Source organism: Saccharococcus sp. Marseille-Q5394 (genome assembly GCF_946901335.1).
Lineage (GTDB): Bacteria > Bacillota > Bacilli > Bacillales_A > Planococcaceae > Sporosarcina > Sporosarcina luteola_C.
In genome coordinates, this window is record NZ_CAMPPQ010000001.1 from 975,394 (window position 1) to 998,240 (window position 22,847).

General features: G+C 44.6%; 22 protein-coding genes and 1 other annotated feature. Of the genes, 2 read left to right on the top strand and 20 right to left on the bottom strand.

The window, feature by feature from the left end; translation table 11 throughout:
* Positions 1-20: 20 nt before the first annotated feature.
* Positions 21-1,004 carry an NAD(P)/FAD-dependent oxidoreductase gene (locus OC538_RS04890; RefSeq protein ID WP_251694201.1) on the bottom strand — a complete coding sequence of 328 codons (984 nt, stop codon included), beginning with the start codon at positions 1,002-1,004 and terminating at the stop codon, positions 21-23.
* Between the two features lie 210 nt (positions 1,005-1,214).
* Complete coding sequence (locus OC538_RS04895; RefSeq protein ID WP_251694200.1) at positions 1,215-1,502, bottom strand: DUF6509 family protein; 288 nt, start codon at positions 1,500-1,502, stop codon at positions 1,215-1,217.
* Positions 1,503-1,686: 184 nt separating this feature from the next.
* On the opposite strand from OC538_RS04895, the gene OC538_RS04900 reads away from it, so the two are divergent.
* The gene (locus OC538_RS04900) at positions 1,687-3,384 is read left to right on the top strand and encodes a M3 family oligoendopeptidase (protein ID WP_251694199.1); all 1,698 of its coding nucleotides are present in this window, start codon (positions 1,687-1,689) and stop codon (positions 3,382-3,384) included.
* 46 nt (positions 3,385-3,430) lie between these two features.
* Here OC538_RS04900 and OC538_RS04905 read toward each other — a convergent pair whose 3' ends face one another.
* The 6 genes from OC538_RS04905 to OC538_RS04930 all read right to left on the bottom strand — a co-directional run bounded on the left by OC538_RS04905 (position 3,431) and on the right by OC538_RS04930 (position 9,269).
* Positions 3,431-5,110: a formate--tetrahydrofolate ligase gene (locus tag OC538_RS04905; RefSeq protein ID WP_262173517.1), complete on the bottom strand. Its 1,680-nt coding sequence runs from the start codon at positions 5,108-5,110 to the stop codon at positions 3,431-3,433.
* A 63-nt stretch (positions 5,111-5,173) separates the two neighbouring features.
* Entirely contained in the window at positions 5,174-6,157 is a 984-nt protein-coding gene (locus OC538_RS04910) for a zinc-binding dehydrogenase (protein ID WP_251694198.1), read from the bottom strand.
* A 139-nt stretch (positions 6,158-6,296) separates the two neighbouring features.
* Positions 6,297-6,548 (bottom strand): hypothetical protein, encoded by a 252-nt coding sequence (locus OC538_RS04915; protein WP_251694197.1) that lies wholly within the window; start codon positions 6,546-6,548, stop codon positions 6,297-6,299.
* Positions 6,549-7,334: 786 nt separating this feature from the next.
* On the bottom strand, positions 7,335-8,198 hold the full coding sequence (locus OC538_RS04920; RefSeq protein WP_251694196.1) for a metallophosphoesterase: 864 nt from the start codon (positions 8,196-8,198) through the stop codon (positions 7,335-7,337).
* A 5-nt stretch (positions 8,199-8,203) separates the two neighbouring features.
* A complete protein-coding gene (locus OC538_RS04925; protein WP_251694195.1) occupies positions 8,204-8,698 on the bottom strand; it encodes a helix-turn-helix domain-containing protein in 495 nt (164 codons plus the stop codon).
* An 85-nt stretch (positions 8,699-8,783) separates the two neighbouring features.
* Positions 8,784-9,269, bottom strand: a complete 486-nt coding sequence (locus OC538_RS04930; protein WP_251694194.1) for a dUTP diphosphatase — start codon at positions 9,267-9,269, stop codon at positions 8,784-8,786.
* 96 nt (positions 9,270-9,365) lie between these two features.
* On the opposite strand from OC538_RS04930, the gene OC538_RS04935 reads away from it, so the two are divergent.
* Positions 9,366-9,749 carry a sigma-w pathway protein ysdB gene (locus tag OC538_RS04935; protein WP_251694193.1) on the top strand — a complete coding sequence of 128 codons (384 nt, stop codon included), beginning with the start codon at positions 9,366-9,368 and terminating at the stop codon, positions 9,747-9,749.
* Between the two features lie 21 nt (positions 9,750-9,770).
* Here OC538_RS04935 and OC538_RS04940 read toward each other — a convergent pair whose 3' ends face one another.
* From OC538_RS04940 to polA, 12 genes are all read right to left on the bottom strand, one after another.
* Entirely contained in the window at positions 9,771-10,061 is a 291-nt protein-coding gene (locus OC538_RS04940; protein ID WP_251694192.1) for a DUF1294 domain-containing protein, read from the bottom strand.
* Between the two features lie 152 nt (positions 10,062-10,213).
* Positions 10,214-10,573, bottom strand: coding sequence for a 50S ribosomal protein L20 (gene rplT / locus OC538_RS04945; protein ID WP_251694191.1), 360 nt, complete (start codon positions 10,571-10,573; stop codon positions 10,214-10,216).
* A gap of 131 nt (positions 10,574-10,704) precedes the next feature.
* Positions 10,705-10,905 carry a 50S ribosomal protein L35 gene (rpmI, locus tag OC538_RS04950; RefSeq protein ID WP_041075504.1) on the bottom strand — a complete coding sequence of 67 codons (201 nt, stop codon included), beginning with the start codon at positions 10,903-10,905 and terminating at the stop codon, positions 10,705-10,707.
* 26 nt (positions 10,906-10,931) lie between these two features.
* Positions 10,932-11,438: a translation initiation factor IF-3 gene (gene infC / locus OC538_RS04955; protein ID WP_251694190.1), complete on the bottom strand. Its 507-nt coding sequence runs from the start codon at positions 11,436-11,438 to the stop codon at positions 10,932-10,934.
* A gap of 108 nt (positions 11,439-11,546) precedes the next feature.
* Positions 11,547-11,694: a sequence feature (ribosomal protein L20 leader region), on the bottom strand.
* 336 nt (positions 11,695-12,030) lie between these two features.
* A complete protein-coding gene (gene thrS / locus OC538_RS04960) occupies positions 12,031-13,968 on the bottom strand; it encodes a threonine--tRNA ligase (RefSeq protein ID WP_251694189.1) in 1,938 nt (645 codons plus the stop codon).
* Positions 13,969-14,327: 359 nt separating this feature from the next.
* The gene (gene dnaI / locus OC538_RS04965) at positions 14,328-15,272 is read right to left on the bottom strand and encodes a primosomal protein DnaI (protein WP_251694188.1); all 945 of its coding nucleotides are present in this window, start codon (positions 15,270-15,272) and stop codon (positions 14,328-14,330) included.
* Position 15,273: 1 nt separating this feature from the next.
* Entirely contained in the window at positions 15,274-16,623 is a 1,350-nt protein-coding gene (locus OC538_RS04970) for a replication initiation and membrane attachment family protein (protein WP_251694187.1), read from the bottom strand.
* A gap of 36 nt (positions 16,624-16,659) precedes the next feature.
* Positions 16,660-17,124: a transcriptional regulator NrdR gene (gene nrdR / locus OC538_RS04975; protein WP_251624968.1), complete on the bottom strand. Its 465-nt coding sequence runs from the start codon at positions 17,122-17,124 to the stop codon at positions 16,660-16,662.
* Positions 17,125-17,246: 122 nt separating this feature from the next.
* A complete protein-coding gene (locus OC538_RS04980; RefSeq protein WP_251694186.1) occupies positions 17,247-18,269 on the bottom strand; it encodes a glyceraldehyde-3-phosphate dehydrogenase in 1,023 nt (340 codons plus the stop codon).
* A 136-nt stretch (positions 18,270-18,405) separates the two neighbouring features.
* Positions 18,406-19,002, bottom strand: coding sequence for a dephospho-CoA kinase (coaE, locus tag OC538_RS04985; protein ID WP_285847104.1), 597 nt, complete (start codon positions 19,000-19,002; stop codon positions 18,406-18,408).
* Between the two features lie 16 nt (positions 19,003-19,018).
* The gene (mutM, locus tag OC538_RS04990; RefSeq protein WP_251694185.1) at positions 19,019-19,891 is read right to left on the bottom strand and encodes a bifunctional DNA-formamidopyrimidine glycosylase/DNA-(apurinic or apyrimidinic site) lyase; all 873 of its coding nucleotides are present in this window, start codon (positions 19,889-19,891) and stop codon (positions 19,019-19,021) included.
* A 9-nt stretch (positions 19,892-19,900) separates the two neighbouring features.
* A complete protein-coding gene (gene polA, locus OC538_RS04995; protein ID WP_251694184.1) occupies positions 19,901-22,525 on the bottom strand; it encodes a DNA polymerase I in 2,625 nt (874 codons plus the stop codon).
* Positions 22,526-22,847: the final 322 nt, after the last annotated feature.

The following is a 22,847-nucleotide window of genomic DNA, read 5'->3' on the forward strand; positions in this document are numbered from 1 at the left end:
ACCGGCTTTCGCCGGTTTTTTTAGTTGAAGACACTTGTACTGTGCAATGGTTGCAGTCGTGCTTTCGGATCGATGAATGCTTTTGCATGGTTCACGGCTGTTGGAGCTTCACCTAAACCGACAGCAATCAGCTTTACTTTCCCGTCATATGTCGTGACGTCCCCTGCTGCATAAATGCCTTCTATATTCGTTTCCATTCTAGAATTGACGACGATTGAGTTGCGGTCCATCTCAAGCCCCCACTCTTTGATTGCTCCGAGGGATGAAATATTGCCATAATTGACGATGACGTGGTCCACGTGCAATGCTTCTTCTGAACCGTCCTTTTGGGCGATGACGACTTCTCTAACGATGCCATCTTCCCCGACTATCGACTTTACAGCACGGGAAGTGAGAACATTGACTTTCGAGGACATCAATTGGTTCACGCTTGTTTCATGCGCTGTAAATCGTTCGCGCCGGTGGACAAGTGATACATTCGATGCGATATCTTCAAGCATCATTGCCCAGTCCACTGCCGAATCCCCTCCGCCGCATACAAGCACGTCTTTTCCTTTAAACTGGGATAAGTCTTTAATTCCGTAATGTAATGTCTTTCCTTCAAACTCAGCTTCTTCTGCCAATCCGATTTTACGTGGCTGGAAAGCACCAATCCCAGCAGTCAAAAGGATTGTGCGTGTCAAATGGACTCCTTTATCCGTTTGGAGGATGAAGTGGTCTCCATCACGTGTCACGGAAAGCGCAGTTTCACCTAGGTGGATTTCAGGTTTTGAATAATGTGCTTGTGTAACAAGATTTGCGACAAGATCCTTCGCGAGGATTTTCGGGAAGCCGCCAACGTCATAAATGAACTTATCCGGATACAGCTCGATTAACTGTCCGCCAAGCTGCGGCAAGCTATCAATGATTTTAACCGACATTTCCCGCATGCCCGCGTAGAACGAAGCAAAAAGTCCTGTTGGTCCCCCGCCTATAATTGTAATATCGACTATCTCATTGCTCATCTATAAACACTCCAATGTACTTTAAATTTGGATGGATGTAAGATAAATCCGTTTAATCAGTATCCCCTACATATCTACTCTACACATTATCTATTATTTTTCAATAAAAAACACATAATTTGACTTGCGAAATCAGATTTCAAATCGATAAATTCATTGAGTCGTCGAAACAGCAACCATCGTAACAAGGGAGCCGTTTCAACGATCATTTTACTCTTCTTCTAATTGCTCCTCACAGAAAGCGGCTAGTTGGATGATTTCTTCATCGTCGAGATCAAAATCAATCGCCGCCTCTGTCGACCGTTCGAAAAGATGGTACGAAGCCACTCTTCCTTCTTCCCCATCGACGACATAAATGACCCGAATGCCAGTCCCCTTTTCATTATAAAGCTCATCTTCTTCATCGAATTTTACGTATATGCGAAATTCGTATCGATTCCCTGTCAGTATGCCTGTTGGATCGATGAGTTCGATCATGCTATATTCAATTATTTCCACTTGGTCTCATCCTCACTTAATGTTTTCATTACCATCTTACAGCAAACTAGACGAATTGGTCACGTAATCACTTTCATCAGACTATCTATGTAAGATGCAAACTTTCTTTTGCATTTTCACAATGATTAGTTAACAATGAAGACAGTGAATTATATTCACACAATTTGATCACGGGGGAATGACAATGCTCACTTTTGAAAGATTCGAGTACAAAAGGCCTGACATGAACAATATCAAGCAAGAGTTCAATGGACTGCTGGAACAATTCCGTTCAGCAAAGTCCTTTGAAGAACAGAATGGTGTAATTGAAGAGCTGAATACCATCGGAAGCAATTATTCCACGCAATCAAACCTGATGTACATCCGTTCATCCATCGATACGAATGATGATTTCTATCAAAAGGAACGGGAGTATTTCGATGATATAGGGCCTGAATTCCAGGAACTTGGGACCGCATTCTATAAAGAGTTGGTGAAGACACCTTTCCGGAAAGAATTAGAAGAAAAATGGGGTACCCAGCTGTTCGCTCTTGCGGATAATGCAATCAAGTCCTTTTCGCCAGAAGTCCTTCCCCTTCTTCAACAAGAGAATAAACTTACTTCCGAATATGCAAAGCTCGTCGCTTCCGCTCAAATCGAGTTTGACGGAAAGACATTGACTCTTGCGCAGCTCGGCCCGTACGCTGAGTCAACTGACAGAGGCATCAGGAAGTCCGCAATGGAGGCTTCTTATTCGTTCTATGCGGAAAACGGTGATGCGTTTGACCGCATCTATGATGATCTCGTCAAAGTGAGACATGAAATCGCAACAAAATTAGGATTCAAGAACTTTGTGGAGCTAGGTTACGCGCGTATGAACCGGATCGGTTATGACGCAGATATGGTGAAAAACTTCCGTGACCAAGTACGGGATTATATTGTTCCGCTTACAACGAAGTTATACGAGCGCCAGGCTGATCGTATCGGTGTTGATGAATTGAAGTACTACGACCAGTCGCTTAACTTCCTGAGCGGGAATGCCACACCTAAAGGTTCCTCGGAATGGATCATTGAAAACGGAAAAAAGATGTACGAAGAACTCTCACCTGAAACCGATGAATTCTTCAAGTATATGACGGAAAAGCATCTTCTCGATCTTGAAGCGAAGAAAGGGAAAGAGTCTGGCGGTTATTGCACGTTCATCGATGATTATGATTCACCTTTCATCTTTTCGAACTTCAATGGCACATCTGGCGATATCGATGTCCTCACTCACGAAGCGGGGCATGCTTTCCAAGTGTATTCAAGCCGTAATATAGGTATTCCTGAATACGTCTGGCCGACACATGAAGGAGCCGAAATCCATTCCATGAGTATGGAATTCTTCACTTGGCCATGGATGGAGTTGTTCTTTGAAGACGATACAGAAAAGTATAAGTTTGCCCACTTGAGCAGCGGTCTGTTATTTTTACCATACGGCGTGGCGGTAGATGAATTCCAGCATGCAATCTATGAAAATCCTGAAATGACGCCTGAAGAACGTAAAGCGGAATGGAAGCGGATTGAAAAATTGTATTTGCCGATGCGTGATTATGATGGCAATCCGTATTTGGAGGCAGGTTCTATTTGGCAGCGCCAATCGCATATTTACGAAGTTCCGTTCTACTATATCGATTACACGTTGGCTCAAATCTGCGCGTTCCAATTTTGGAAGCGTTCGTTTGAGGACCGTGATACTGCTTGGAAGGATTATTTGCATTTATGTAAGCTTGGCGGATCGAAGCCGTTTACAGAGTTGGTGAAAGAGGCTAATTTGCTATCGCCTTTTGAGGATGGCTGTGTTGAATCAGTTGTTGGTACGATTGAAACATGGTTGAATTCAGTTGACGATAAAGCTTTATAATAATTGAAAGGGCTGCCAGTATAGGCAGCCTTTTTAATTAATTGGATTACATCAATCCGATCGCATTCCCTTTTTCGTCTATATCCATTTGAAGGGCCGCCGGTTTTTTCGGCAATCCTGGCATCGTCATAATATCTCCCGTCAGGCAGACAAGGAAGCCTGCACCTAGCTTCGGAATGATTTCACGAATAGTAATTGTGAAATCTGTTGGCCTGCCGAGTTTCTTAGGATCATCAGAGAAGGAGTATTGCGTTTTCGCCATACAGACAGGAAGGATATCCCATCCATTCTGTTCGATCTGCAATAAATCTTTCCTCGCCTTATCGGTGAGGATGATTCCCTTTCCTCCATATGCCTTCTGAACAATCGCCGTTATTTTATCAATGACAGGCTGTTCCACATCATATAGAGGTGCAAATTCATTCGGTTCCTCCAACATTTCTATAACGTGCTTCGCCAAATCCTGGCCGCCTGCTCCGCCCTGGCCCCAAACGTCCGTCAGCGCCGCCCGGACACCTTTCCCTGCACACCATTTCAGAATGAAATCAAGTTCAGCTGCAGAATCTGTAATGAACCGGTTCAATGCGACGACGGGCTGTACACCGAAGGAACGGACTGTCTCCACGTGTTTTTCCAGATTGACAATGCCCTCCATGACTGCTTGGACATTTTCGTTCGCAAGATCTGCCTTCGCGACTCCGCCATGCATTTTCAAAGCACGGATTGTTGTCACAAGGACGACTGCATCCGGTGCAAAACCGCCTTTACGCGCTTTGATGTCCATGAATTTCTCGGCGCCGAGGTCTGATCCGAATCCAGCTTCGGTCACAACGATATCAGCCAATTGTCTAGCCGTATTCGTTGCCATCAACGAGTTGCAGCCATGCGCAATATTTGCGAAAGGTCCGCCGTGTATCAAAGCTGGCGTCCCTTCAATCGTCTGGACAAGATTTGGTTTGAATGCTTCCTTCAACAATAAAGTCAAAGCGCCTTCTACACCCAAATCCCTCACGGTGACCGCTTCTCTCTCATACGTATACCCGATCACCATCTGGGAAAGGCGTTCCTTTAAATCTGTCAAGCTTGTCGCCAAGCAGAACACGGCCATTATTTCAGAAGCGACAGTAATATCGAAGCCATCTTCCCTCGGCACACCTTGCCCGGGACCACCGAGACCGATTGTAATATGACGCAAGGCGCGGTCATTCATGTCCATTGCACGCTTCCAAGTAATCCTGCGCGGGTCGATCTGCAATACATTTCCTTGATGGAGATGATTATCGATCATCGCACTAAGCGCATTATTCGCAGTTGTGATTGCATGAATATCGCCGTTGAAATGCAGATTGATTTCTTCCATTGGCAGCACTTGAGCATACCCGCCGCCCGCAGCTCCGCCCTTAACACCCATGACAGGTCCTAGGGATGGCTCACGGAGAGCAATCATCGCTTTTTCACCTAGTCTTGCCAGTGCATCCGCAAGCCCTACAGTCACTGTAGATTTCCCTTCACCCGCAGGCGTTGGACTGGTTGCAGTCACGAGTACGACTTTTCCAAAGGATTTCGCGGCAGGCAATTTGGATACATCAATTTTCGCTTTGTATCGTCCGTATGGTTCAACAGCCTCTTCGGGAATTCCCGCATTCCTCGCGATATCAGCTATCGGCTGCATCACAGCAGAAGCAGCAATCGCTAAATCCGTTAATGGCTTTGCTTTTTCAGTCAAAATGTCCACACCCTTCTCTATGTCTTTCCTAAATAACGTTTTAAGATTATAGCTTCAATTCGCTTACTCTTTTATGCGTAAAACAAGCTTTCCAAACTGTTCACTGTTCTCCAAGTCCCTGAAAGCTTCCAATCCATCCTCGAGACGATATATTTTGTCGATGACAGGTTTTATTCCGTATTCTTCGACATGTTCCAACATCTCCCGAAGCTCTTCCCTGCTGCCCATCGTTGAGCCGAAAAGTTGATATTGTCCATAGAAGAACTTTCGAAGATCCAGTTCGATGACGTCTTCTGTCGTCGCACCGAATACAACAATCCTTCCCCCAGGTTTTAAGACGTCCAATGAACGGTTGAATGTTGCCTTACCGATGCTTTCTATTACAAGGTCGATTGTTTCATCCGCAAGAACCTCTGTCCAATCACCATTCGTATCTATTGCTACATCAGCGCCGAGCTCAAGTGCCTTCTTTCGCTTTTCGTCGACACGTGAACTGACGATGACGCGAGCTCCGGCATTTTTTGCAAACTGGATAAGATATGTTGCAACCCCGCTCCCTGCGCCCGGAATGAAGACGGTATCCCCTTTCTTCAATTCCCCTTGTGTAAACAATGCCCGGAAGCCTGTTAAAGCGGCTAATGAGAGAACTGATGCCTCCTCCATTGATAGATTTGCTGGTTTCTTTTCAATCTGCTCTGCAGAAATGGCGATTTTCTCAGCGAATGTACCATGATCGGGCATACCTAAAATGTCGAACTCTTCAGGCGGGGCAGCACTTTTCCCAAACCAGCGCAGTGACGGATTAATGATCACTTCGTCACCGATCGCCCAGTTGTCCACTCCTTCACCTATGGACTCAATCACGCCAACCCCATCGGAGCCGAGAATTAAAGGCTCCTTCATATCCCCACGCCGTTCAGGTACTTTAATATCCCTTCGATTCATACCAGCGGAATGCAATGCTACGACGACTTCACCTATATTAGCAATCGGCTCTTCCATCTCATCGATTTTTAATTGACCATTTACATGAATGAGCGCTTTCACAACACAACCCCCATTTAAAATATTCTATGAATTGTATACTATTCCATCATACAACATCCACCAGTTATTTTCATATGGATAATAAAAAACGCAAAGAAGAAATCTTCTTTGCGCAGACTGTAGGCAAACACCATGAATTTTAGTGTTTGCCTACAGTCTTATTTCTTTTATAGAGATAAGCTAGCAATGTTGATTTCCGCTGCGAGCGGACGCTTTCCGCGGGCACGGCTTCAGCCAATCGGACTACGAAGAGTCCGGTTTGCCGTATTTCTGCGTTCTTTGCAGAAATTAAGGCAGCCTCCACATCCTGCTCGCAACGCTTCGCTTGTGCTCGCAAAAGCCGTTCTTCGTCACGGCTTTCGCAGGAGTCGCCGCTCTCCGCTCCAATCAACGGTGTTTCCTACTAACTGAATTAGGTGATGGATATGATGACGAAGAATCAATTTAATGAACTCGAACAGTTGGAAATACCATCAATAGAACGATTGGTTTCTTAAGATCACCTGTTTCATGTTTCGTAAATACCGAAATAACCATGAATGAAGGATAGGCCAGTATACTCAACTCCTTCTATTTATGCCCCGTGTCCAATAATCAGCCAATGCACACAAAGTTAGAATTATCAAAAGATTATCCGATGTCATTTCTGGCAAGATTACTCGAATGTAGTTGAGGACTTGCGTCATAATCATGAAATCAAAGAACTGTACAGAAAACGCAAAAAGACGATTGAACGCGTCTTTACCGATGAAATAGAATAGCATGGCAGGCGATGCTGACTTTTGCTGCCATCTTAAGAAGCTTGCCAACTAGACATGGAGGACGTCGGCTGAAAGCGTTGCTTGAATGATGCCGATATTCTTAAGGGACATCCAGTTGATTGGAGTGCAGGGCGGCGACTCCTGGGGGATCAGCGCAGCGTGAAGACCCCGCAGGAAAAGCCGTAACGAAGAACGGCTTTTGCGACCAAAAGCGATAGCGTTGGGAGCACATCCGAGGAGGCTGAGGGCAAGCCCCCCGGAAAGCGTCCGCCCGGAACGGAAATCAACGTCGAGTCAGTCTATCGTTTTTGCATCAATGCGTCATAAGACAAAAGGGATGGAAATCAATTAAATTTCCATCCCTTTTGTCGACCCTCTGCGCAAAGAAGAAATCTTCTTTGCGCTGTACAATTTGCTTATTCAATTGATGAGTTCAAATTTACGACAATTACTTCAGGGCGATTGAATACCCGTATTGGAGCAATGCTGTTACCTAGACCACGGCTTACAACCATTGACGTTTTCTCCATCTCGTAGACGCCTGACGTGTATTTCGGAAACCATCCTTGACCAGGTGCGACCAATCCTCCAATGCCCGGTATCCTCATCTGGCCTCCATGAGCATGCCCGCTGAAAACTAGATCGATTTGACTGTCGACATATACATCAAATTGTTCTGGCCTATGCGATAGAAGGATCTTATACATACTATCAGGGACATCCTTGAATGTTTTTCCTATGACTTGTTCAACATAGATTCCCTCATCAAGATTGCTGGACAATGGGTCTTCGATTCCACCGATGGCAATCTGTTCACCCGTTCGATTGCCAATTGTCACCGATTCATTTGATAATACCTTTACACCTAATTCCGCCAGCTCACTCTTTATACGCTCTTCGTCATTCGTAGATATTTCATGGTTACCTGTCACGAAATAGAAAGGCGCTACCCCATGCAACTGCCTAATGATTTCCAAACTATGCTCTAAATCATATCGGTTTCCATCGATGAAATCCCCGGTTATGAAAATGGCATCAGGAGACAAGGCTCTAACCTTATTCACTAAGTCTACATTATTGACCCCAAACTCTGAATCATGGACGTCGGATAGCTGGACAATCCGATAACCATCGAAGTTTTCGGGGAGACCGGATGCTTTAATCTCCACGAAGGTTACTCCGATTGTCGTATTCTCTTTATAAATATATATACCGAGTAGCAGGAATAGAATGGAAAATAATATGATGCCTTTGCTCTTGCTTCGTTTGCGTAAGTGCATTTATATTACTGCCAACGTTTCTTGATTTTTGCAAGCTCCAATAATTCGAGTACATCCTTTTTTGGTAATTCCGTCAAAATGGAAAGGAGTTCACGTTCTGCTAATCTTCTTCCTCGGCCGCTGCGGTAACGCTCTTTATTCTCAGCATCTACAGCGTTATATAATTCAACCAGCTTTTCGTCTTGTTCATCCGCCTCTTTAGCGATGATCAAATTTTCACGCAGCCGCTCATAAAGCATATCTACGTTCGATGAGTTGTTTGCAGTGAATGCCCTGGATGTTTTAGGGTCCCCTAGAATCAATTCATCAGTTGAGACATTGAATCTCTCGGATATTTTCGCAATCCATGCGGCAGAAGGGGCATTCTTACCTTTCTCCCAGTCTTTTATTCTACTGGCGGATGTACCGATCGCTGCTCCAAACGCCATCATAGACAGGCCTCTCTGCTCTCTTAAGGTCTTTAGTCTTACGCCGAAATCTTCTTTACTCCAATCATTCACGGTGATGCCTCCTCCTATTTACTTATCTCTATATTATTTTTCTTAGGTCCTTCTGTCAATCTTAATTTATATTTCTATCAAATTATCAGTAACCTGTTTGTTGACGCTTGTAATTCTCCTCATTTTTATCCACATACGCTTTCATTATTTCATTATATGAAATTTCAAGCCTATTCGCTATCGCACCATAATGAATCCAAATACTTTTATAGCTTTCCATATCAGTTGTTACCAAAAATTCCTGAATTGCCTTTATCGTATGCAAGAAGATTTCTGTCAAGTCCCCTTCAATTTCACCTGTCGGCCATACATCTAAGTTGTCTAGCTCTTTTTCAATTCCGAGCGATAGAAGAAAATGAATGGAGTCGACATATTCTTCTAAAATAACGTTCCTCTCTGATGGTCCCTTTGTACTCCAAAATTTAAAACACCTTGTTTCGTTGGCCAATTCTGCTAGTTCAATGAGAAGAGCCAACCCTTTTTTATTGAAAACATCCTCGGTTACAAATTGATTCTGTTGAATGTAAGCGTCAAGCTGTCGTTGCATCGTGAATAATGTTGCCAATTCCATAAAAAAACCTCCAAAATCATAAGTATCTTGAAACCAAACTGAATCTCATCCGTACAAGTAGAAGACTATATCTATTTTTTGCGAGGGGATGCTGTTATGGGATTGTTGATTCGCTTTGTCATCATTGCATTCATCGTCTATTTATTTTATCGCGGTATCCGTTATTTATTGGATCCGAAACGAAAATTGGACGAGGCGTATGAAAAAGAGCAATATTATTTCTATGATGATATAAAAAATGTAAGGAAGAACTTTTTCATCACATATAAAGGCGCCCTCTTTGAAGGTGAAAAATATTTAGGGACTACCGAAAACTCCTTTGATGTTGTGTCCATTTTCGTTTGGGTGAAGGATGATGCTAAGCTTCAAGGGTTTACGAAGGATGATTTTCACTTCTTATCCTCCGAAATCAATTCCAACTATCCAATGGCTGAGATCAGTTGGAAAAACCCGATTGAGGCATTAATGAAAGCCCGTTAATATAGCGGGCTTTTCTTAGTTTCAGACATTATCCATCCCGAATGGATCAATGCCTAGGAGATAGATGATTATCCCTAAGTACAAAAGCGCGAGCAGTAGAAAACCGATCCTGAATTCTGTGTGGCGTGTTTTATGGCTGAATGCCATCATCCCAAAATAGGAACCTATTCCTCCGCCCACAATTGCAAATAGCCATAATGTTTTCTCCGGAACTCTACGTCCCCGCTTCTTCGATTGTTTCTTATCATACCCCATCATAATAAAAGACCAAATTGATATAAATGTAATCCATGTGATAATTAGTGCATTCATATAGTCAACTCCCTATCTCCTATTCTACACTTTATTGATTGTACATAGGAAGAAGAACTATAGTAAGTTCATTAATTTTCTTTTATTTTTTAAACCATAACAAAATGCCCCGCTGCCGGTTAACGGCGCGGGGCTGTATATTGGTAAATCGCTTATTTCGCGACTGACTGTTTTGCTGTTGCTGCAAGTTGTGCAAATGCTTGTGCATCTGTTACTGCAAGATCAGCAAGCATTTTACGGTTCACTTCGATGCCAGCCACTTTAAGACCGTGCATCAATGTGCTGTATGAAAGGCCATTCATACGTGCTGCTGCGTTGATACGTGTGATCCATAGTTTACGGAAATCACGTTTTTTCTGACGGCGGTCACGGTATGCATAGTTAAATGATTTCATGACCTGTTGGTTTGCTACTTTGTAAAGTCTATGTTTTGATCCAAAATAGCCTTTAGCTAATTTCAATACTCGATTACGGCGCTTGCGCGACACTGTTCCACCTTTTACGCGTGGCATAGTTCATTACCTCCTGCTATTCCTAAAGAATGTTGTATTAGTGGTTCAAAAAGAGGATATGGAGAACTCGGGCTGACGTATATCGCCACGCCTTCGTAAATCGTACTCTTTGAACGGGGGGTTGAAAATGATTATTTCATGTATGTGATCATTTCACGGATACGTTTGTAGTCGCCTGAAGAAACAAGTGAAGCTTTACGCAAGTGGCGTTTCGCTTTTGTAGACTTATTGGCAAAAAGGTGACTTGTGTACGCACGGCCGCGTTTCACTTTACCAGTTGCAGTTTTCTTGAAACGTTTCGCGGATCCGCGGTGAGTTTTCATTTTTGGCATGATCTGTTCCTCCTAAATCGTTCGCGTTACTTTTTTTCGGCAGTCGGGGCAAGTATTAGGAACATGCTCCGGCCTTCCATTTTCGGTTTTACTTCAACCGTTGAGAATTCCTTGCATTCTTCTGCGAAGCGGTCCAAAACACGTTGACCGATTTCCTTGTGCGTAATTGCACGACCACGGAAACGGATTGACGCTTTCACTTTGTCCCCTGCTTGCAGGAATTTGATACCGTTACGAAGCTTCGTTTGGAAATCATGTTCGTCAATAGTGGGGCTTAACCGCACTTCTTTGAGGTTGATGATTTTTTGGTTCTTTCTAACTTCGCGTTCTTTCTTTTGTTGTTCAAACTTGAATTTGCCGTAGTCCATGACACGTGCTACAGGCGGCTTTGCTGTTGGAGCGACTAGGACAAGATCCAAGTTCGCGCGTGCTGCAATTTCAAGAGCCTCGGTGCGTGTTTTGATTCCAAGCTGGTCGCCGTTGTGGTCAATCAGACGAAGCTCGCGGGCACGGATGCCCTCATTTACGTACATGTCTTTGCTAATAGTAATCCACCTCCGAATGTTGTATCGCGAATACACGGTTTGGGTATACCGTCCATTATTGCGACGGTCCCATGGTCCATTCGTTTAATAAGAGCCGGACAATAAAAAAAGTAGACAAAAGTAACTTTTGTCTACCCGCTTATGTGTACATGCAAATAATTGCACGGCACGTTCACTTATGTGCAACCTGTCAACAACGTTATGCGTCGATCAGGTGAGAAGCGGGCAGCTCCTTCTTATACCACAAACTGTATTCATTAACCTTAATAAGTCTACCATCTTATTTATTCATTGTCAACATATTAATTGCACGGTTGATTTTCGCTTCAGGCGGACGCTTTCCGCGGGCATGGCTTCAGCCTCCTCACTTCGCAACGCTACGTTGCGGGGTCTTCAGTTCATGCTATTCCCGCTGGAGTCGCCGCCTTCCGCTACAATCAATGGAGAGTATTAATACTAAGTATTACGGTTAGAAATTCGCTTGAATAGCGCATAAAACGTTAGACAAGCATATAAATCAGCGCAAGATGCATTTAGCGCGATTATATTTTATCTATTAGTTGCCCCACGTCCACGGTTATTAGTTCTCGTGTGAAACGTCGGCTTGAATCATTTTTAAGAAATCTTCAAATGGCATGCTTTCGGATTTTTGTTCGCCGTATTTTCTTACGTTGACTTCGCCGGATTCGACTTCTTTGTCTCCAAGGACGAGCATGTACGGGATCTTTTGGACTTGGGCTTCGCGGATCTTGTAGCCGATTTTTTCGTCGCGGCTGTCAAGGTCGATGCGGAATCCTTCTGCAACCAGTTTCTCACGTATTTCATTTGCATAGTCGAAGTGAGCTTCTGGTGAAACCGGGATTACTTCGACTTGAACCGGTGCTAGCCATGTTGGGAATGCACCTTTGTATTCTTCAATCAGGAATGCAACGAATCGTTCCATTGTCGAGACGACGCCGCGGTGGATGACGACTGGGCGATGTTGCTTGCCGTCTTCTCCTACGTATGTGAGGTCGAAGCGCTCAGGAAGTAGGAAGTCGAGCTGTACAGTTGAGAGTGTCTCTTCCATACCGATTGCTGTTTTCACTTGCACATCGAGTTTTGGACCGTAGAAGGCAGCTTCACCATCAGCTTCGACGTACGGTAGACCCATTTCATCCATCGTTTCTTTCAACATGCTCTGTGCGCGTTCCCACATTTCGTCATCGTCAAAGTATTTTTCTGTATCCTCCGGATCGCGATAGGATATACGGAATGAGTAATCTTTAATATTAAAGTCTTTGTAGACGTCAATGACGAGTTGGACGACACGTTTGAATTCTTCTTTGATTTGATCCGGGCGGACGAAGATATGCGCGTCGTTCAGAGTCATTCCGCGGACACGCTGCAGTCCGGATAATGCACCTGACATTTCATAGCGGTGCATCGTGCCTAGCTCTGCAATACGGATCGGCAAGTTCCGATAGGAGTGGATGCCGTTTTTATAGATCATCATATGATGCGGGCAGTTCATCGGACGGAGGACGAGATCTTCATTGTCCATGCTCATGACTGGGAACATGCCGTCTTGGTAATGACCCCAGTGACCGGATGTCTTGTAGAGCTCGACGCTTCCTAGTACCGGTGTATAGACGTGGTCATAGCCAAGCTTCACTTCTTTATCGACGATATAGCGTTCGATGATGCGGCGGATCGTAGCACCTTTCGGCAACCAAAGCGGAAGACCTTGGCCGACTTTTTGGGAGTTCGTGAATAAATTCAATTCCTTCCCAATTTTCCGGTGGTCGCGTTCTTTGGCTTCTTCGAGCATCCGGAGGTGTTCCTGTAGTTCGTCCTTTTTAAAGAATGCTGTACCGTAAATCCGTTGAAGCATTTTGTTTTTCGAGTCACCGCGCCAATACGCGCCCGCGATGCTCAATAATTTGAACTCTTTCAACTTGCCCGTTGAAGGGACATGGATTCCGCGGCAAAGGTCGAAAAATTCGCCTTGCTCATAGATGGATACTTGTTCGCCTTCCGGAATTGCTTCCAATAGTTCGATTTTGTAAGGATCGTCAATTTCCTTGAAGCGCTTTTCGGCCTCGTCGCGAGAAACTTCAATGCGATTAATTGGTAGATTTTCACCGATGATTCGCTTCATCTCCTTCTCAAGTTCAGGAAGGTCTTCAGCTGTGATTGGCGTTGGTGAATCGATATCATAATAGAAACCGTTATCGATGACTGGGCCAATGCCTAGTTTTGCGTCCGGGAATTTCCGTTTGACAGCTTGTGCAAGCAAATGGGCCGTACTATGGCGCAGAATTTCGAGCGCTTCTGGTGATTGTGGTGTGATGATTGCAATCTCACCGTCTTCTTCAATCGGTGTTTTCAAGTCGATGAGCTGTTCCCCGACTTTGCCTGCAAGTGCGCTTTTTCGTAGCCCTGGACTAATGGAGCCTGCCACGTCTTCTGTTGTTGTGCCTTTCGGAAACTCTTTTATCGCCCCATCCGGAAATTTCAATTGAATATTTTCTGCCATTGTAAACACTCCTCACTTATTTTTTTGAACAAAAAAAGCCCCATCCCTATAAAGGGACGAAGCTGTTGCTCGCGGTTCCACCCTTCTTCCTTCCATCCGGCCATATAACCGGAAAGATGAAGCTTGAAACGGCTAACGGGCCGGGGTCCGTCATCGGCTAGTGATGCTAGTTCACCGATGCTGCTCCAAGGTGGTAAATCAATCCTCTGCACTTCAGGGCTTCCAGCCAAATGACCCTGATCTCTGTAAGTGGATGAATCGATTCATGTCCTCTTCAATGCATTTGCATTAATAATTGTAGATATAATATTCATTAGTATAAGGAAAAACTCAGACAATTGCAAGTGGATAAATTCCCCTCACCCATTTCTTCGGTTTTTCCCTTTCAATTGGACGGGTTTGCTGATCATTTTAATCCGTTCCATAAGTCTCTGCGCTTTGACAGCTTCCTTTTCGCCGCGTTGTGTATAAGTCAAATGATGTTCAAGCTCATCGTGGTTAAGATTCGAGGTGAAGAAGGTCGGCAATTTTTCAGCCATGCGATATTGCAAGATCGTGCCGAGCACTTCATCACGCGCCCATGCGGACATAGATTCAGCACCGAAGTCATCAAGCATGAGGACGTCCGCCTTTTTTACAAAGTCGATTTTTTCGTTCAACGTCTGATCTTGAATTGATTGCTTGATTTCTCTTAAAAACTCAGGGATATACACAACAACCGTCCGGATGTGTCGGTTGGCAAGTTCGTTCGCCAATGCTCCGAGCACATACGATTTACCGGTTCCGAACGGTCCATGGATATAAAGGCCGCGCTCGGGCAATTTGTTTGTGCTGCTTAGTTCATTCAAAAATTTCCATGCTTCCTCTACAACAATGATCCTGCTCGTGTCATGCCCCAAATCGACATCTGGAAGGCGCGCATCCATGACATCTTTAGGCATATACATACTATCGATCATATTCGCGATATTGCGGCTTTCATCGTCAATCAGCTTATTCGGGCATTTTATGTAGTCGATGTCGATGAAACCTTGTGTGAGAATAAGTTTCGGCTCGAATCCCTTCATCACATTTATACAGCCATTGATATTGGGGCATTTGTCGCATTTGTGTGATGCGGAAGCATATTCGAATAGTTTCCCTAGGCTTTTTTCTACGACGGATTTATCGATTTCATCGGAATGTTCCTCGATGAATTTCTGGACTCCAGGAGATTCCATCACTTCATTGCGCACTTGCTCATATCTTGCGGCCAAATCCGAAGAATTGATAACACGCTTCAATGTATTTCCAATTCGCTCCATCTTATTTTCCCTCCATTCTCATGGCATCTAGCTTAGCTTGCAGTTCACGGCGCTTTTCATCAATGGCAGGATCCGCCTCATCCTTCGACACGTTCTGCTCCTCTGGCTTGTTGAACCATTCTGGCACCTTCTCTTCCCTCACCGGTTTCCGGCCACTTGTTTTCCGGCTGCCTTCCTTCTGCCATTTGATATATTGATCATGCTCTTTGCGGGATATTTCCATCGCCTGTTTTGCGGTTTCTATCTTTTTATTCGCCCAGTGCGAAGCGATCCTCTCTGCGTAGTTCTTCGTAATCTTTCCATCATTACGGATGATTACATAATGCAATAGGACATTTACAACTCCAACTGTAAATCCGTGTACCGTCACAAGCCTTTCAGCTAGCTGGACATCCACCGGGAGCGGTTCATTCCCCGTATAGTCTTTCAGCATTTCACGGGGTGATGTGTTCTCCATATAAACGAGCAGTTCATCTTCCCTAGTGAGAGGCTCGGAAGTGACATGTTTCTTTTCCTTCTGGAATGTCTTTTCTATAGAGGGGACATTTTGAGAAATATTCATCTTATAAAAATCGACAGCCGCTTTCCGCAAACGGTCTTCTGGTAGTTTCAAGTTTTCATCAAGAGCCATCATAACGACTTTTTGCATATCGAGTGGTGTTAATGAATAGAGGAATGCTAATTTCTCGATCAATTCCTTCGATACTGAAGCGAGGGCTGATTTTGGCACCATCTGTTCTGAAAGTCCCGCCCGGAATAGATTGAAATCGAAATCGGAATAAGCGAACGGGATGCCGGTTGGTTCATTGCGTCCCGTCATTTGGCCGCCCTCGTCCATCCCTTCCGATGAACTGTACCGAATAGGCTTGAACACATCCAGAAATGTGCGTGACACTTCCTTATATTGCTCATCCAGCGGATCATCGACCAGAAAGCGTGTCCTCAGACTTCGGTACGCCTGCTCACCAATTTTACTGAAAAGAAATGTGGATAACAGTGGATCATCGAAAAACGACTTCGCATCCAATGGCGGCAATAGTTCGTAACAGAAAATGCGATCCTGATCCACCTGTTTGCAATAGGTACGCAACAAGCCGATCGCCTCAAGGGAGATTCTAGCCTCAAATACTTTAACTAAAGGCATTGTCAATAAATTCATTAAGTAATAATGACTGAATTCGCTTTCCGTTTCACGCTCCGCATCAGCCCAGAGAGACATGAAGAGACTCATGGCGTCAGGACCGATCAATGGTTGGTAGAACAAAGTGAGGAGTTGCCGGTCATAATCCGAAAATGGGTGTGACAACTTGATTGTAAATGTATCGACTGGTTGCAATTCCTGGTAAAGCATTTTTTCGGAACCCCTCTTTCCTTCCTTTATTCAAAGTCAGTTTTCATCCTTTTTCTTCTGCAAGCTCTGCAGTTCATCAATAAAAACTGTTATATCTTTGTATTGCCGGTAGACAGAAGCAAACCGGACATATGCGACTTCATCGACATCGGCCAATTTTTCCATAACCATTTCGCCGACATCCTTGGAATCGATTTCGACAGTCCCTGAGCTTCGCAATTCTTTTTCTATTAAATAAACGATGTTTTTTACTGCTTCCAGATCAACCGGACGCTTTTCACAAGCACGAATTAATCCCCTCAACAATTTTTCACCGCTGAATTCTTCCCGCGTGCCATCCTTTTTCACGACGATGAGCGGCATCTCTTCCACTTTTTCAAATGTCGTGAAGCGGAAAGCGCATTTCTCGCATTCACGGCGTCGTCTGATCGATCGATTCTCTTCAGCAGGTCTGGAATCGATGACCCGGGTGCCATTATAATGACAAGCTGGACATATCATTTTTGCTTCCTCCGCAATTCCGTATAGTATATCGATTATAACAGAAGTTCAATGAAAAAATGAATGGGAACACAAAATCGTCCAAGTCGAGTAATCGACCTGGACGATTTTTATTTTACGAATTAGGAATTCACTTTGGAATTCAATGCATTTCCAACTTTTATAGCCAATTCGACAACGCGGGCGGAGTAGCCCCATTCATTGTCATACCAAGCGAGTACTTTCACTTTACGGTCGCCCATGACAATCGTCGACAGTCCGTCAATCGTTGCGGACTCCGTAGTCGTGTTGAAGTCGATCGATACAAGTGGTTCAGTCGTGAAACGAAGGATTCCCGCCATCGGACCTTCTGCAGCTTTGATGAATGCTTCATTCACTTCCTCCACTGTTACATCTTTTTGCACGTCAACGACTAGGTCGACCAATGACACGTTCGGCGTCGGTACACGTAGCGCCATTCCGTGGATTTTCCCTTCAAGCTCAGGCAGGACAAGCGATAACGCTTTTGCTGCACCAGTAGAAGTCGGGATGATCGACTGTGCACAAGCACGCGCACGACGAAGATCCTTATGCGGATTATCCAAGTTTTTCTGATCGTTTGTATAAGCATGAACAGTTGTCATTAATCCGTTTTCAATGCCGAATGTATCATTCAATACTTTTGCAACCGGTGCAAGACAGTTTGTCGTACAGCTTGCATTGGAAATGATATCATGCTTTTCAATATCTAGCTTTTCATCATTCACACCGAGAACAATCGTAACGTCTTCATTTTTCCCTGGAGCTGTCAGGATGACTTTCTTCGCTCCTGCTTCCATATGAAGGGCAGCTTTACTACGCTCATTGAATACACCCGTCGCTTCAATGACGACATCGACACCAAGCTCTTTCCAAGGCAACTTTGATGGATCGCGCTCCGCTAGTAATTGGACGCGTTTTCCGTTGACAACAAGAGCATTTTGCTCCACAACGACTTCACCGTCAAAAACTCCATGATTAGTGTCATACTTAATCAAATGGGCTAACGTTTCTGCCGGATAAGATGCATTTATTGCTACTACATCCACGTCATCCTTCGTGATAATTTGTCGGAAAACCATGCGGCCAATCCGCCCAAAACCGTTTATCGCTATCGAAGTAGTCATGAAAAAATCCTCCCGCGTAATGTTATATACTTTTTATCATTTATCCGTTAATTAGTATAGCACATTTTAACCGGGTGGAAAGAGTTTGTGAATGAAATAGCAATGTTCCACTTTTCAGAGAATAAAATAATTCGAGTTAAATTTCCGCTTGCCATTCAATTAATATTGCATCAAGTTGGTTTTCGGTCTCTTCCATTGTTCCATTATTATTAATGACTGCATTCGCGCCCAATTCCTTCTTGGCAATCGGAAGCTGCGAGTTGATGCGGGCATCCGCTTCCTCTGTAGAGTAGCCATTTCTCGCAATCAGACGCTCCCTCTGAATGGAGGGGGTTGCTGATACGACAACTATTTTATCTACATACGACTGAAGCTTGCTTTCAAAAAGGAGGGGAATATCCATGATGACAGTATTTGCCCCTTTATCTATCCATTCTTCCTTTTGCCGGATCATTTCCTTACGGACAGCTGGATGGACGATCTCGTTCAGCATTTTCCGCTTTTCCTCGTCATTGAAGATGAGATTGCCGAGCTTTTCTCTGTTCAGCGCACCGTCGGGCAGGAGTACATCCCCGCCGAACGTCTGGGCAATTTGATCAAGTGCAGGACTGCCGGGCTCCACGACGAGTCTTGAAATTTCATCCGCGTCAACGATCGGATATCCTTTTTGTTTTAGCATCCGCGACACAGTGCTTTTGCCGGTCGCAATGCTTCCTGTCAAACCGATGATCATTGGAATCATCCCTTCCTCACCTTTGGCATTGAGGGCAATATACAGAGGTCCTACCAGCGATTTTCATGCTTTTAGTCTCTTTGCCGCATGTTCCACACACTTTCTTACCATACATCTTCAAACGGGTCTGCATCGTTCCTGCTTCCCCATTAATATTCCGATAATCCGAGATGGAGCTTCCTCCCGCATCGATGCTCTCTTGCAAGACATCAACGATTTCCCGGAATAATTCCCGTTTCCTTTTTTCGCTTATCCGTTCCGTCGCCCTTCCCGGATGGATCTTCATTCGAAATAGCGCTTCCGTCGCGTAGATGTTTCCGCAACCCGAAATGACATGGCCATCCATGATCACTTCTTTGATTGGCTTCCGCGCATATTTCGGTGTTGAAGCCATAGCGAGGAAATGGTCGGCGGCAATTGTGTCAAACGGTTCTGGGGCCATTTTAAGCAATGGCGTATAATCCCCTTCCTTTTGCAACAGCCGCAATTCCCCGAATCGACGGATATCGGAATAGACGAGCAGTCCTCCATCCGCCATCTTGAGAACGACATGGATATGGTTCCTGAATTTCTGTTCCGTAACGTCTTCCAACGTGTCGACAATGAACCACGCACCCGACATGCCAAGATGGCTGACCAGTAAATAAGGTAGCCCGTCCTTTTCCAAATGAAAATAAATATATTTACTTCTTCTCGTGATGTCCACAATCGTCATGAAGGCAAGCTCTTCGATGAAGTCTTCAAGGGTTTTCCCTTTGACAATCGCTTCCTTGCCCAATTCTTTAGATTTCCTTATTACATCGGAAACTTGCACTTCAGAAATGGTGCGTCCGATGGAGACGGACGATAATTCGCGGACGACACCTTCCACTTCAGGCAGTTCTGGCATTTCTATTCCTCACTTCGTTTCGTACCAAGAATGACCAAACGCCCACTCGGCCTTTAAAGGTACATCGAGTGCCAATGCAGATTCCATCACGTCCGGTACGATTATCTTCAGTTTTTCGATTTCTTCCTCAGGCGCTTCAAAGATCAATTCATCATGCACTTGAAGGAGCATGCGCGTCTGCATTTTTTCCTCCTTCAATCTGGCGTCCATATCGATCATCGCCTTTTTAATGATATCTGCGGCAGTCCCTTGTATCGGCGTATTCATAGCCGTTCTTTCTGCAAAGCTCCGCAAATTAAAATTCGAACTTGTAATATCAGGCAAGTATCTTCGTCTGTTCATCATCGTGACGACATAGCCCTTCATTTTCGCCTCGGAGACGATATCTTCCATGTATTGCTTTACTCCAGGGAATGTCTCGAGGTACGTGTCGATGAATTTTCCTGCTTCCTTCCGGGTGATATTCAAGCTTTGTGACAGACCGTAATCGCTTATGCCATAGACAATTCCAAAGTTAACCGCCTTGGCAGTCCTTCTCATGTCTGAGGACACGGCGTCTTTATCCACTCCGAATACATCCATCGCAGTTTTCGTATGGATGTCTTCCCCTTCCCGGAAAGCTGAAATCATTTTCTCGTCTTGGGACATATGGGCAAGGACACGCAATTCAATCTGTGAATAATCGGCAGCGAACATAAGCCAGCCTGGCTCTGATGGAACGAATGCTGCACGGATCTTTCTACCTTCCTCGAGCCGAATCGGGATGTTTTGCAAGTTAGGATTGATGGAGCTCAATCGGCCCGTTTGCGTCAATGCCTGTTGGAATCGAGTATGAATTTTTCCGTCCTCGTGGATCTCCTTTGACAAACCTTCGATATAAGTCGAATTCAGCTTACCGAGCTGACGGTATGTCAAAATGAAACTAATAATTTCATGCTCGCTTTCAAGCTTTTCTAAAACATCCGCTGCAGTCGAATAGCCCGTCTTCGTTTTTTTGATTGGCGTTAATCCGATCTTTTCAAACAGGATCTCTCCTAACTGCTTTGGAGAATTAATATTGAACGGTTGTCCAGCCATCTCATAAATGATCGATTCGAGTTCGGTCAATCTCGTGGATAGCTGAAGGCCGATTTGCTGGAGGATGCCCAAGTCGGTCTTAACACCTGCCGATTCCATCTTCCCAAGAATGTTTGCTAGTGGCATTTCGAGTTCGCGATACAATTCAAACTGTTCATTTTCATGTAATTTCTCTTCAAGTATAGGTCTGAGCTCCCAGACAGCTTGAGCTTTCCTGCCGGCATGATCTGCAAGCACCTTTTCTTCCGGCAATGCTTTTTTCGCGCCTTTTCCATAAACAGCTTCATCAGGTTGGACATCTGAATAGTTGAATTCCCTTGCGACGGAAGCGACATCCGTATAAGAGGTAGATGGATTCGCAATATATGTCGCTAGCAATAGATCAAATTCAAAGCCATTCACTTCGATGCCGTATCGTAATAATGATGCAGAGGCAGCTTTTGAATCGGTTGCAAGCTTCCTTTTCTCTTCATCACGCAGCCATTCTTTTAAACGGTCGGATTGTTGCAAAACCGCGATAGGAATGAATAGTGTTTGTTTGCCGTCCGTCATGCTGACGCCTGTAACTTCCGAAGACAAATAATTTTCATCCATCATTTCAATATGGATTGCCATTTCATCCGCAAGTTCAATCATTTCAGGATTAGTTACGATTTGAACGTCAATTTCCTTTACGGGTTCACTTTCCGTTTGGGGAGCCATTTTTTCAAGCAACGTCTTGAATTTCAGTTCCTCATATATCGTTTTGACGTTTTCTTCATCAGGTCCCGAGTATGTCAAGTCGTCCATCGAAATTGTAATGGGTGCATTCACTTCAATTGTCGCGAGCTTTTTGCTCATGAATGCTTGCTCTTCATTTTCCGTCAAGTTTTCCTTCAATTTCTTTCCTGAAACAGAATCCAGGGATTCATATACTTTTTCAACTGAGCCGTATTCCTTCAATAGTTTAAGCGCAGTCTTCTCACCGACACCCGGAACGCCAGGAATATTGTCGGAAGCATCTCCCATGAGACCTTTCATGTCAATGATCTGCGGTGGTGTAATGCCGTATTTCTCCATAACATGTGCTGGTGTGTATTTTTCAAGGTCAGTGATCCCTTTTCGTGTAATGCACACCGTCGTATGGTCGCTCGCCAGCTGCGTTAAGTCCTTGTCACCTGAAATGATGACGACTTCCACGCCCTCTTCGTCACCCGACTTGCTCAATGTCCCGATAATATCATCCGCTTCATACTGATCGAGTTCGTATTGCGGAATTTGGAAAGCGTCAAGCAGCTTTCGCAAGTAAGGGAATTGTTCTGAAAGCTCCGGTGGCGTCTTTTGACGGCCGCCTTTATACTCCGTGAATGTGGAGTGTCTGAACGTCGTCTTTCCGGCATCCCAGGCGACGAGCATATGAGTCGGCTTTTCTTCCGCCAGTATGTTTTGCAGCATCATCGTGAATCCGTACACTGCATTGGTATGAATGCCAGTATCGTTCGTTAATAAAGGCAAAGCAAAAAACGCACGATACGCCAAGCTATTTCCATCTAAAAGAACTACTTTCTTTTTCGTCACAAGACTCCACTCCCTTATTCGTTCATCTAATAATAAGTTGAATTAAATTTTATCCTCCAGCTACCTGCCGTTGATTTCCGTTTCCGGCGGACGCTTTCCGGGCGGGCGGTGAGCCAATCGAACAACTAAGGGTTCGATTTGCCGTATTTCTGCGCTTTTTTCAGAAATCAAGGCAGCCCTCATTCTGCTCCCTTAAGGTCGCAAAATACATTGCTCACAAGGCTACGCTTGTGTTCGCAAACGCCGTTCTTCGTAACGGCGTTCGCTAATCCCCAAGGAGTCGCCACCTTCCACTCCAATCAACTAAAAATTGTTTCAACTG

Coding starts and splice junctions, on each gene's coding strand:
- OC538_RS04970 (WP_251694187.1), bottom strand. CDS start 16,623: ATGCTTTACCAGGAATTGCAACCAGTCGATACATTTACAATCAAGTTG.
- mutM (WP_251694185.1), bottom strand. CDS start 19,891: ATGCCAGAACTGCCTGAAGTGGAAGGTGTCGTCCGCGAATTATCGTCC.
- infC (WP_251694190.1), bottom strand. CDS start 11,438: ATGTACGTAAATGAGGGCATCCGTGCCCGCGAGCTTCGTCTGATTGAC.
- nrdR (WP_251624968.1), bottom strand. CDS start 17,124: ATGATATGTCCAGCTTGTCATTATAATGGCACCCGGGTCATCGATTCC.
- OC538_RS04930 (WP_251694194.1), bottom strand. CDS start 9,269: ATGGAATTGGCAACATTATTCACGATGCAACGACAGCTTGACGCTTAC.
- OC538_RS04940 (WP_251694192.1), bottom strand. CDS start 10,061: ATGAATGCACTAATTATCACATGGATTACATTTATATCAATTTGGTCT.
- OC538_RS04920 (WP_251694196.1), bottom strand. CDS start 8,198: ATGCACTTACGCAAACGAAGCAAGAGCAAAGGCATCATATTATTTTCC.
- OC538_RS04980 (WP_251694186.1), bottom strand. CDS start 18,269: ATGACTACTTCGATAGCGATAAACGGTTTTGGGCGGATTGGCCGCATG.
- rplT (WP_251694191.1), bottom strand. CDS start 10,573: ATGCCACGCGTAAAAGGTGGAACAGTGTCGCGCAAGCGCCGTAATCGA.
- OC538_RS04900 (WP_251694199.1), top strand. CDS start 1,687: ATGCTCACTTTTGAAAGATTCGAGTACAAAAGGCCTGACATGAACAAT.
- rpmI (WP_041075504.1), bottom strand. CDS start 10,905: ATGCCAAAAATGAAAACTCACCGCGGATCCGCGAAACGTTTCAAGAAA.
- dnaI (WP_251694188.1), bottom strand. CDS start 15,272: ATGGAGCGAATTGGAAATACATTGAAGCGTGTTATCAATTCTTCGGAT.
- OC538_RS04890 (WP_251694201.1), bottom strand. CDS start 1,004: ATGAGCAATGAGATAGTCGATATTACAATTATAGGCGGGGGACCAACA.
- thrS (WP_251694189.1), bottom strand. CDS start 13,968: ATGGCAGAAAATATTCAATTGAAATTTCCGGATGGGGCGATAAAAGAG.
- coaE (WP_285847104.1), bottom strand. CDS start 19,002: ATGATCATCGGTTTGACAGGAAGCATTGCGACCGGCAAAAGCACTGTG.
- OC538_RS04935 (WP_251694193.1), top strand. CDS start 9,366: ATGGGATTGTTGATTCGCTTTGTCATCATTGCATTCATCGTCTATTTA.